Below are 844 nucleotides of genomic sequence, written 5' to 3' on the forward strand. Positions count from 1 at the left end.
AGCATCCTGAACCGAGACCGTCCCATCGGCATAAGTCCAGGTACTCGACCCATCAGCGTTGTAACCGATGGTGACCTCTTGCCCACCAACAACGCCATGAGTCGGCCTACCATCGCCGCTGAACGCATCGAACGACGCACCGTCGCCGGTCTTCTCGTACGTGACGTCACCAGCGGCGTTGCGCTGAACGATCGTCCCGTCGGCGTAGTTCCAGGTGCTTGAGCCATCTCCGCCGTAGGAGATTGAGACCTGACCCGCGTCCGGCAACGTGCCATGCGTCGGCTTGCCATCAGCGGTGAACGCGTCAAACGACGCCCCATCGCGGGTCTTCTCGTACGTGACGTCACCAGCGGCGTTGCGCTGAACAACCGTCCCGTCGGCGTAGCTCCACGTACTCGAACCGTCACCGCCGTACGAGATGGAGACCTGCTGCGCGCCGGCACCATCACCACCCGGCAACGTGCCATGCGTCGGCTTGCCATCAGACGTGAACGCATCAAACGACGCCCCATCGCCCGTCCGCTCGGAGGTGACATCACCAGCAGCGTTGCGCTGAACAACCGTCCCGTCAGCGTAGCTCCAGGTGCTTGAGCCATCTCCGCCGTAGGAGATTGAGACCTGACCCGCGTCCGGCAACGTGCCATGCGTCGGCTTGCCATCAGCGGTGAACGCATCGAACGACGCCCCATCGCCCGTCCGCTCGTAGGTGACATCACCAGCAGCGTTGCGCTGAACAACCGTCCCGTCGGCGTAGCTCCAGGTGCTTGAGCCATCTCCGCCGTAGGAGATTGAGACCTGACCCGCGTCCGGCAACGTGCCATGCGTCGGCTTGCCATCAGCGGTG

At 63.5% G+C, this 844-nt stretch carries 1 protein-coding gene; it reads right to left on the bottom strand.

Features of this window, described 5'->3' with window-relative positions:
• A partial coding sequence (locus AB0B39_RS11710; RefSeq protein WP_357574259.1) for a hypothetical protein occupies nt 1-844 on the bottom strand: 844 nt, incomplete at both ends.

Origin of the sequence: Micromonospora sp. NPDC049114 (genome assembly GCF_040648635.1) — a bacterium.
In the GTDB taxonomy this organism is placed as follows: domain Bacteria; phylum Actinomycetota; class Actinomycetes; order Mycobacteriales; family Micromonosporaceae; genus Micromonospora.